Source organism: Rhodopila globiformis, from assembly GCF_002937115.1.
In the GTDB taxonomy this organism is placed as follows: domain Bacteria; phylum Pseudomonadota; class Alphaproteobacteria; order Acetobacterales; family Acetobacteraceae; genus Rhodopila; species Rhodopila globiformis.
In genome coordinates this window covers 1-8,968 of sequence record NZ_NHRY01000100.1, presented here as the reverse complement: position 1 = coordinate 8,968, position 8,968 = coordinate 1, and the positions used below count along the sequence as shown (strand labels likewise).

9 protein-coding genes are annotated in these 8,968 nt (G+C 67.5%); 2 read left to right on the top strand and 7 right to left on the bottom strand.

Going from position 1 to position 8,968, the window contains the following annotated elements; genetic code table 11:
• Positions 1 to 312: 312 nt before the first annotated feature.
• The 4 genes from CCS01_RS10390 to CCS01_RS10375 all read right to left on the bottom strand — a co-directional run bounded on the left by CCS01_RS10390 (position 313) and on the right by CCS01_RS10375 (position 4,028).
• The gene (locus CCS01_RS10390; protein ID WP_104518759.1) at positions 313 to 1,296 is read right to left on the bottom strand and encodes an NAD-dependent epimerase/dehydratase family protein; all 984 of its coding nucleotides are present in this window, start codon (positions 1,294 to 1,296) and stop codon (positions 313 to 315) included.
• Positions 1,293 to 1,892, bottom strand: a complete 600-nt coding sequence (locus CCS01_RS10385) for a D-sedoheptulose-7-phosphate isomerase (RefSeq protein ID WP_104518758.1) — start codon at positions 1,890 to 1,892, stop codon at positions 1,293 to 1,295. The genes CCS01_RS10390 and CCS01_RS10385 overlap by 4 nt, the downstream gene beginning before the upstream one ends.
• 884 nt (positions 1,893 to 2,776) lie before the next feature.
• Positions 2,777 to 3,562, bottom strand: coding sequence for a 3-hydroxybutyrate dehydrogenase (locus CCS01_RS10380; protein ID WP_104518757.1), 786 nt, complete (start codon positions 3,560 to 3,562; stop codon positions 2,777 to 2,779).
• Positions 3,563 to 3,773: 211 nt separating this feature from the next.
• Entirely contained in the window at positions 3,774 to 4,028 is a 255-nt protein-coding gene (locus CCS01_RS10375) for a CBU_0592 family membrane protein (RefSeq protein WP_104518756.1), read from the bottom strand.
• 166 nt (positions 4,029 to 4,194) lie between these two features.
• Here CCS01_RS10375 and CCS01_RS10370 point away from each other — a divergent pair, with 166 nt between their 5' ends.
• Positions 4,195 to 4,677 (top strand): peroxiredoxin, encoded by a 483-nt coding sequence (locus CCS01_RS10370; protein ID WP_104518755.1) that lies wholly within the window; start codon positions 4,195 to 4,197, stop codon positions 4,675 to 4,677.
• A gap of 63 nt (positions 4,678 to 4,740) precedes the next feature.
• Here the strand turns inward: CCS01_RS10370 and gfa are convergent, their stop codons facing one another.
• From gfa to CCS01_RS10355, 3 genes are all read right to left on the bottom strand, one after another.
• Positions 4,741 to 5,319 (bottom strand): S-(hydroxymethyl)glutathione synthase, encoded by a 579-nt coding sequence (gene gfa / locus CCS01_RS10365; protein ID WP_104518754.1) that lies wholly within the window; start codon positions 5,317 to 5,319, stop codon positions 4,741 to 4,743.
• Positions 5,320 to 5,508: 189 nt separating this feature from the next.
• Positions 5,509 to 6,255, bottom strand: coding sequence for a sulfite exporter TauE/SafE family protein (locus CCS01_RS10360; RefSeq protein ID WP_104518753.1), 747 nt, complete (start codon positions 6,253 to 6,255; stop codon positions 5,509 to 5,511).
• 18 nt (positions 6,256 to 6,273) lie between these two features.
• Positions 6,274 to 8,310, bottom strand: a complete 2,037-nt coding sequence (locus CCS01_RS10355) for an NAD(+) synthase (RefSeq protein WP_104518752.1) — start codon at positions 8,308 to 8,310, stop codon at positions 6,274 to 6,276.
• 152 nt (positions 8,311 to 8,462) lie between these two features.
• Between CCS01_RS10355 and CCS01_RS10350 the strand changes: the two genes are divergently transcribed.
• Positions 8,463 to 8,672 carry a hypothetical protein gene (locus CCS01_RS10350; RefSeq protein WP_104518751.1) on the top strand — a complete coding sequence of 70 codons (210 nt, stop codon included), beginning with the start codon at positions 8,463 to 8,465 and terminating at the stop codon, positions 8,670 to 8,672.
• The last annotated feature ends 296 nt before the right edge of the window (positions 8,673 to 8,968 follow it).

The window sequence follows — 8,968 nt, the reverse complement described above, 5'->3', positions numbered from 1 at the left end:
CCCAGATGACATGAACCAGATCAACCAATCCAGCCACCAGGCCGCCTAACCAGACCCACCGCATCACGGTGAATCACCAGGGCGCCGCCAACGTATCCCTTCCTCGCTTCTGCAATTGTCAAAGAACGAAAAACCAAACAGCCCCCATCGCCCACCCTAAATGGGCTGACAGGGCCATTTGCTTTTTTGAAGCACCCTTCATGGCGCCAAGCCTTGAAAGGTAACCGAAGCGACGAACCAAAGCAAGAGAAATCGTCCGTCGCGGTGAACGGGGATTTAGGCCCTCGCCGCACCCCCGTCAAGCCGGTTTTTTCATCCAACTGAAATTTTCGCCTGCCACTCCCGGAACCACGCCACGAAGCGCGGCACGCCCAGCGACAGCGGCGTCGACGGGGTGAAGCCGGTCAGCGTATGGATGGCGTCGATCGCCGCGTAGGTCGCCTCCACGTCCACCGCCGGCTTCGGCGCCGATCGGATGATCGCCTTGCGGCCCAGGCTTTCCTCCAGCAGGTGCACCAGTTCGCGCACCTCCTCGACCTGGTGGTTGCCGATGTTCAGCAGCCGCGGCGGGCACGGGTCCTCCGGCGGCCGATCGAGCGCGCCCACGACGCCGGCGACGATGTCGTCGATATAGGTGAAGTCGCGCCGCAGCCGCCCCTCCTCATACAAGGTGATCGGCTCGCCGGCCATGATGGCCTTGGCAAAGCTGAAATACGCCATGTCAGGCCGCCCCCACGGGCCGTACACCGTGAAGAAGCGCAACCCGGTCAGCTTCAGGCCGAACAGATGCGCATAGGCGTGGCCCATCAGCTCATCCGCTCGCTTGGTCGCGGCATACAGCGACACCGGCGTGTCCACCCGGTCAGTCTCGCGGAACGGCATCTCGGTGTTCAACCCGTACACCGAGGAGGTGCTGGCAAACACCATGTGCCGCAGCCGGCCCAGCCGCCGCGCCGCCTCCAGCATCACCACATGGCCCATGACGTTGCTGTGCACATAGGCGTACGGATCGACCAGCGAATACCGCACCCCCGCCTGCGCCGCGAGGTGCACGATCCCGACGATGTCGTCGTTGCCGGTGATCACCGCCCGGACGGCGTCCTTGTCCGCGATGTCCAGATGGTGGAACGCGAACCCGGCCTGGCGCCGCAGCCGCTCCAGCCGCGCCTGCTTCAGCCGCACGTCATAGTAGTCGTTCAGGCAGTCCAGCCCGACCACGCTGTCACCACGGGCCAGCAGCGCCTCGGCCACGTGATACCCGATGAAGCCGGCACAACCGGTAACCAGCACCTTCACGACAGCGGCCGCGCCATGACGCGGTCCTCCAGCAGTTCCAGCACCGCGTGGCCGAGGGCAATGTGGCATTCCTGGATGCGCGCCGTCTCGTTGTCCGGCACCAGCAGCGCCAGGTCGCACAGGCCCAGCGCCGGCTCGCCGCCGCCGCCCAGCAGGCCGACGGTGACGATCCCCATCTCCCGCGCCGCCTGCAGCGCCCGGACCACATTGGGCGAGCGGCCGGAGGTGGTGATGCCGAACAGCACGTCGCCGCGCCGGCCGAGGCCGCGCAACGGCCGCTCGAACACCCGGTCATAGCCGTAATCGTTGCCGCAGGCGGTCAGCATCGCCGGATCGAGGGTCAGCGCCAGAGCGGGAACCGACGGCCGTTCATGGCTGCCGCGCAGCCGGACCAGCATTTCCGTCGCCAGGTGCTGGCTGTCGGCGGCGGAGCCGCCATTGCCGCAGAACAGCAGCTTGCCGCCGGCGCGCAGGCTGGTCTCGCAGGCATCCACGACCTTGATGACCGCCTCCGCGAGCTCGGTGGCGATGCGCCGCTTCAGCTCGGCCGATTTCGTCATCATCGTGGTGAAGCGGGCGACTTCCTGGGACTGCATGCGAGCTCCATCGGAGGTTGGCCGCAACCTTCTAGAGACAGTCAGCGCCCGCCGGAAGCCGAAACGTCGGCCTTGCGGCACAGGATGCGCTTACAGCCCACCGGAAACGCCGCCCCCGTTGGATGGGGCAGAAGGCCCGCCGCCCTTGCGCCTGGCCGCCCTTGGCGAGAGATGGCGACCGGGGGCTGAAGCTGTGGCGGTGGCAGCGCCCTCCGGAACCGTCCGTGCCTGCGCATTCTTCCTTGATTTTCAACACGGAGAAAGCGGAGGACCACAAAGCGCCACGGAGACCGGACCTTGCTGGCGAGCCGGGACCGGACAAGCCGCATTCCTGGGCCGGCCATGCACGCCTTTGCTGTGATCAGCATGAGGCATGGCCGGTGGCCCGGAGCCTGTGCCCGGGCTTGACCCGGGTAGCCGCCATGACGGGGAAGGGCCGGTGCGTCGATCCGGGGGATCGGTTGTTTCGCGCAGATCCTTTGTACCTGACTTATACCAACCCGCATAAGAAATCACCCATCCGCGGCCACCAAGCACCCTTCATCCGGGGTCGGAAGGCAACGTCGGTGAGTAATTCTTTATGCGGGTTGGTATTACGGCCTGCGCCACATCGTTGGCTGACTCGTTCAAACCCTCGTGGCCCTTGGTGGTCCTTCGCGTTCTCCGTGTTAGAAATCGGTCGCCAATCCAGGCTCTGCCGCTGCCTTCCCCCCGGGACGACACTGCCGCTCGTCGCAAGAACTCAGCAGTGAATGGGGGCGGGATCTCCGTCGGCCACGCCGCTCCGCCCACCGGGACCCAGCCGCCCCGGTGCCGGTTCCTTTCACCCGATGCGTGGCCGGAGCCACGTCCGTCCGCGTGTCCAGGCGCGAACGCGATCCGCCCTACTGCGCCGTCCATCCCCCGTCGATCGACAGCGGCGTGCCGGTGATCGTCGCCGCGGCGTCCGAGCACAGGAACACCGCCAGGCCGCCAATCTGCTCCGGCGTGGTGAACTTCACCATCGGCTGCTTCTCCGCCACCAGGTCATGCGTCACCTGCTCCAGCGTCTTGCCCTCGCGCCCGGCGCGATCGTGCAGTTGCTTCTCCACCAGCGGCGTCAGCACCCAGCCGGGACAGATCGCATTGACGGTGACGCCGCTGTTGGCCAGCTCGATCGCCGCCACCTTGGTCATGCCGACGACGCCATGCTTGGCTGCGACATAGGCCACTTTCTGCGGGCTGGCGACCAGACCGTGCGCCGAGGCGATGTTGATGATCCGCCCCCAGCCCTTCGCCTTCATCCCCGGAATGGCCGCCTTCATGCCGTGGAACACGCCCGAGAGGTTGATGGCAATGACCTGGTCCCAGCGGTCGTCCGGGAACTCTTCCACGCTGGCGGTGAACTGGATGCCGGCGTTGTTGACCAGGATATCGACCGGGCCCAGCGTCTTCGCGGCATCCGCCACCATCGCCGCGATCTGCGCCGGCTTGCTGATGTCGGCGCCGTGATAGCCGACCTTGACGCCGTGGGTGGCGGCGATATCGGCCCGCAACGCCTCGATCTGCCCCGCGTCGCCGAAGCCGTTCAGCATGATGTCCGCCTCGGCGGCGGCCAGGGCGCGGGCGATGCCCAGGCCGATGCCGCTGGTCGAGCCCGTCACGAGGGCGACTTTTCCTTGCAAGCTCATTGTTCCGTCCTTCCGCCTGAATGTCCCGGCCGTGTGATGCCGCACTGCATCATGACTTATCCCGGGGATGCCTCATAGCACCACGCCTGCCTGCGGCTGAATCGGCGGGGCGGGAGCATCGGCATGGCCCGGACGACCGGCATCAGCGGCTCGACCACGGCCGCACAGGCGCCGGCCTGGTGGAGTGGTGGCCAGGCCCGTTGCCTCTCCGTCATGGCCGGGTCCGGCGCCGCAGGCTGCGCGCCAGGCCGTAGAGGCTGATCGCGCCCCAGAAGCATTCCAGCACCACGGACGGCAGGTTCCACGCATCCATCAGCGACACCAGCACCAGCGTCGCGCCCAGCAGGTTGGCCGCCGGAAAGGGCCAGCCGTCCGCCGCCATCCACCCCTGCAAGGTGGCGAAATAGGCGAGGATGAAGCAGCCGGCGCCGACGATGCCGGCGAGGGTGTAGGGATCGAATTGCATGCGCACGTGCCTGGCGAACAGTGATACCGCGGCGTTTTAGGTCCACCGGGCCGCCAGGGCCAGGGCTCGGCCCCGGGGGTGACTTCTACTGCCGGGAAGGCTAGGACTCGGCCCCTGTCATGCCAGCGGCAGACACTCATGAAACCCATTCGGGGAGCAGAAAGTCATGACAATCAAAGTGGGCGATAGCATCCCGTCGATGAAACTGATGGTCGCGACCGCGGACGGGCCGAAGGAGATCTCCACCGACGAGATTTTCAAGGGCAAGAAAGTGGTGCTGTTCGCGGTGCCGGGCGCCTTCACCCCGACCTGCAGCGCCAAGCACCTGCCCGGATTCGTGCAGAATGCCGACGCTCTCAAGGCGAAGGGCGTGGACACCGTCGCCTGCGTCGCCGTCAACGACGTGTTCGTCATGGGCGCCTGGGCGAAGGACCAGAACGCCGGCGACAGCATCATGATGCTGGCCGACGGCGCTGCCCAGTTCACCAAGGCGCTGGGGCTCGAGCTCGACCTGAACGCGCGCGGCATGGGATGGCGCAGCCAGCGCTATGCCCTGGTGGCCGAGGACGGCAAGGTGACCCAGCTGAATGTCGAAGCGCCCGGCGGATTCGAGGTCAGCAAGGCCGAGACGATTCTCGCCGGGCTCTGACCGCCACAGCCGACCGCACGGACGCCAGCCGGGCAACGGGTCATCCGCTGCCCGGCCCGCGAGTCAGGCCGCAAGCACGCCCGAGGCCTTGGCGACATGCGTGGCAATCGCATCCATCAGCGGCGGCGACAGGCAGTCATACGGTTCCAGTCCCAGCTCCTTCAGCCGCGAACGGATTCCCGCCATCTGGTCGGGCTTCACGCCGGATTCGATCACTGACGAGACGAATGCGGCGAATTCCGGCGGCGGCCAGCCGCTTTCCTGGAACAGCTCGGGATGGATGAAGTCGAAGCCGTAGAACGGATGCGACTTGTTCTCGATGCGGCCATACATGTGCACGCCACAGCCCTTGCAGGCATGGCGCTGGATGGCGGCGTTCGGATCGACGACCTGCAGCTTGTTCTCGTTGGCGGTGACATGCAGCTTGTCCCGCGGCACGACGGCGACGACCGAGAACGCCGCGCCCTCCGGCTTCCAGCACTTGGTGCAGCCGCAGGCGTGGTTATAGGCGATGTTGCTGTCGATCCTGACCTTGACCGGATCCTGGGCGCATTTGCAGACCAGCGTGCCGCCGTTGAAGCTGCCTGAGCCTGGTTTCACCCCGGCGTCCACCGCTGGATGGATGTGAACAGCGTCTGCCATCTCGGTCTCCCCTTGTTATGACTTTGCGCCTGGCCCGCGAGCGCACAGCCGCTTCGGCCGGCGACATCGCCTCCCAGGGGGCGTCACTCTTCTCCCACGGGCGCGCGGGCCACAAGCTGTGTATCGTTGCCACCCGCGCAATTCCACGTGCGAAGCGGCTGCCGGACGCAGCGATCGCCTGTGACCGGCTCAGTAAGCCCTGACGAAGAACCCGGCGGTGACCGCGGCGCTGAGCGTCACGACGAAGGCGCGCAGCACCGGCGGCGGCAGGTGCCGGGCGAAGCGGGCGCCATAGTAGCCGCCGGCGACGGCCGACGCCATCATCGCCAACGCCTCCGGCCACCACACCGCGCCGGCCAGGATGAAGCAGAGCACCGCGCTGGCATTGGCGGTGCTGACCAGCAGCGTCCGCGCCGCCGCCATCGCCTGCAGATCGGCCGTTTCCAGCAGCGTCCACACCGCCAGCATCATCAGCCCGACGGCGCCGCCGAAATAGCCGCCATAGACCGAGATGACGAACTGCGCGGCCAGCAGCGCCGGCCGGCCGATGCACACATAGTGCCGCAGCCAGATGCCGGGACGCCGCCCGCCCAGGAACGTCAGGGTCGCCAGCAGCAGCAGCCAGGGAATGACCTTGTCGAACAGCCCGCCGGGCGTGATCAGCAGCAGGATCGCCCCGCTCAGCCCGCCGGCGAGCCCGATGGGCAGCAGCACGCGCAGGCTGATGCCGCCGATGCCCGTCAACTCACGGCGATAGGCCCAGGTGCTCGCCAGCGTGCCGGGGCACAGCGCCACCGTGCTGGTGGCGTTGGCGGCAATCGGCGGCAGCCCAACCAGCACCAGCGTCGGAAAGGTGACGAACGAGCCGCCGCCGGCGACGGCATTCATGCTGCCGGCCACCAGCCCGGCCGCCACGAGGTACAGGAAATGCTGCAAGGTCTGGGTCCGGGTTCGTTACTCCAGAGGGACGTTGCGTTCCAGCTCCGCCAGCCAGGCGGCGGCGTTGCCGTCCGACGGCGCCCGCCAGTCGCCGCGCGGCGACAGCGAGCCGCCGGCCGAGACCTTCGGCCCGTTCGGCAGGGCGCTGCGCTTGAACTGGCTGAAGGCGAAGAAGCGGGTGAGAAAGACCTCCATCCAGTGCCGGATCTGCTTCAGGTCGTAGGCGACGCGGCGGTCCGCGTCGAAATGCGGCGGCCAGTCGCCGCGGTCCTTGTCCTCCCAGGCGTGCAGCGCCAGGAAGGCGACCTTGGACGGCGGGAAGCCGTGGCGCAGGACGTGGAACAGGGTGAAATCCTGCAGCGCGTAGGGGCCGATCTTGGCTTCGGTGCTTTGCGGGGCGGCGCCGGCCTCGGCCGGGATCAGCTCGGGCGAGATCTCGGTGGCCAGGATCGCCTCCAGCGTCGCCAGCACGTCCTCGGCGAACTGCTTCGAGCCGATGATCCAACGGATCAAATGCTGGATCAGCGTCTTCGGCACGCCGGCATTGACGTTGTAGTGCGACATCTGGTCGCCGACGCCATAAGTGCACCAGCCCAGCGCCAGCTCCGACAGGTCGCCGGTGCCGATGACCATGCCGCCGTGGTGATTCGCCAGCCGGAACAGGTAGTCGGTGCGCAGCCCGGCCTGCACGTTCTCGAAGGTGACGTCATACACCGCCTGTCCCTCGGCGAACGGGTGTCCGAGATCGGCCAGCATCTGCCGCGCCGCCGGCCGGATATCCAGCTCATGCGCGGTCACGTCCAGGGCCTTCATCAGCCGCCAGGCGTTCGACTTGGTGTGGTCCGAGGTGGCGAAGCCCGGCATGGTGTAGGCCAGGATGTTCCCGCGCGGCAGGCCCAGCAGATCGAACGCCTGGGCGCAGACCAGCAGCGCCTGGGTGGAATCCAGCCCGCCCGAAATGCCGATCACCGCCTTCTTCGACCCGGTCGCGCGCATCCGCTGCGCCAGGCCGGAGACCTGGATGTTGTACGCCTCGTAGCAGTCCTGCGCGAGGCGCGAGACATCGGCAGGGACGAACGGGAAGCGCTCGACACGGCGGCGGAAGCCGGCATCGTCCTCGGGCGGCGAGACGGTGAAACCGATGCGGCGGAAGGCGCGGGCGCTGCGGCGGCGGTTGGTGTCGAACGAGCCCATCTGCAGCCGCTCCTGCGCCAGCAGGTCGAGATCGATGTCGGCGATCGCCGCCTGGTCGTGCGCCGGGAAGCGCTCGGTTTCCGTCAGCGTGGCGCCGTTCTCGAACACCGATGCCTGGCCGTCCCAGGCGAGGTCGGTGGTCGACTCGCCGGCCCCGGCCGCGGCATACAGATACGCCGCCAGGCAGCGGGCCGACTGCGAGCGGCACAGCAGGCGGCGGGTTTCCGCCTTGGCGATGGTGATGTTGCTGGCCGAGAGGTTCGCCAGCACGGTCGCGCCCGCCACGGCCGCCTCGCTGCTGGGCGGGTTGGGCACCCAGACGTCCTCGCAGATCTCGGCGTGGACCACCAGGCCGTTGATGTCGGCGGACTCGAACAGCAGGTCGGGGCCGAACGGGACGGTGTTGAGGCCGATGGTGATGGCGCCGCCTTCGGTGCCGTCGCCGCTGGCGAAGTGACGGGTCTCGTAGAATTCGCGATAGTTCGGCAGGTGGATCTTCGGCACCACGCCGAGCAACTGGCCGCGATGGATGGCGACGGCGCAGTTGTACAGCCCGCCCAGGTGGCGCAGCGGCGCGCCCACCAGCAGCAGCGGCATGAGATCCGTGGATTCGGCGACGATGGTGTCGATCGCGGCCTCCACCGCATCCAGCAGCACCACCTGCTGCAGCAGATCGCCGATGGCGTAGCCAGACAGGCCGAGCTCGGGAAACACCGCCACCGCCACCGCCTGCCGATCGCAGTCCCGTGCCATGCGCAGGATGGTCTCGGCGTTGGTGGCCGGGTCCGCCAGCGCGGTGCGGGTGGTGCAGGCGGCGACACGGGCGAAGCCGTGGCGGTAGAGGGAACGGAAGCTCATGGCGACCCTTCGTCTGTGCGAGTGGTAATATGGCGTGGGTTGGGAGCGAGCGCTACCGGTGGGGGCTGGGCAGGGGGACATGCCGCGGCGTGCCACGAAAGGCCTGAAAAACAGGGCCGTCAGAACGATGCTACCCGTGCAGGAGAAACGATATGAGCGACGGACCCGACAGCCTTGTCCTGCGGTTCATGCATCGGGTGGACGTCAAGCTGGACCGCACCATCGATGATCTGGCCGGCATCAAGGTCCGCGCGACGAACCTGGAGGAAACCATGGCCGGGCTCAATCGCCGGATGGATCGGACGGACCTGCGCGTCGGGCGGATCGAACGGCGGCTTGGCCGGACGGAGACCGCCGGCTGAGCCTCCATGTGTCCTGCTCCATTGCCTTTCTCTCACGGCGAGGCGTATCCCCGTGGGCGCAAAAGCGAACCGCAGGTGGATAGGGACAGGCAACGGCGCTGGCGGCGGCCGTTCCCTCACCGTCATGGCCGGGCGTGTCCCGGCCATCTACCCCCACCGTCGAAGCGCAGATGGCCGGGACACGCCCTACGCAATGCACACATCCTGGAAACGAGTCGGAAATGACCGTAAAATCAAGTGCTTGCCTGGGCGCCAAGAGCGTTCCCCCATCGTCATGGCCCGGCTTGTCCGGGCCA